Source organism: Methylobacterium sp. D54C (assembly GCF_053345595.1).
In genome coordinates this window covers 1-320 of the sequence record NZ_JBKFAK010000166.1, presented here as the reverse complement: position 1 = coordinate 320, position 320 = coordinate 1, and the positions used below count along the sequence as shown (strand labels likewise).

General features: G+C 74.1%; 1 pseudogene. It reads right to left on the bottom strand.

The features are described 5' to 3' along the window. Positions 1-246 (bottom strand): annotated as a pseudogene (locus ACLBYB_RS33000) (DedA family protein); the annotation flags it as partial. Positions 247-320 lie beyond the last annotated feature (74 nt).

Here is a 320-nt window from a genome sequence, read left to right as displayed (position 1 = left end):
GGCCCCGTCCGAGCCCCACGCCCCGAGGGCGGCCCCCAGCGCCGCGGCGATCACCCCCGGCCAGAACGGGATGTCGGCGCCGCCGACGAGGGCCCCGATACCGACCAGGATCACGGTCGCCGGGACGAACAGCGACAGGATCGCGATCGATTCGCAGAAGGCGAGGCCGCCGGCGATGACGGGCGTCCAGGCCTTGTGCGCCCCCACGAAGGCGAGGGTCGTGGTGCGCAGGGCTTCGATGTCCATGGGGCTCCGAACGGGGCTCGGGGGATGGGAGAAGGGTCGGTCCCATCTGAGGCGCGCGGGGGAGGGCGGCAAGG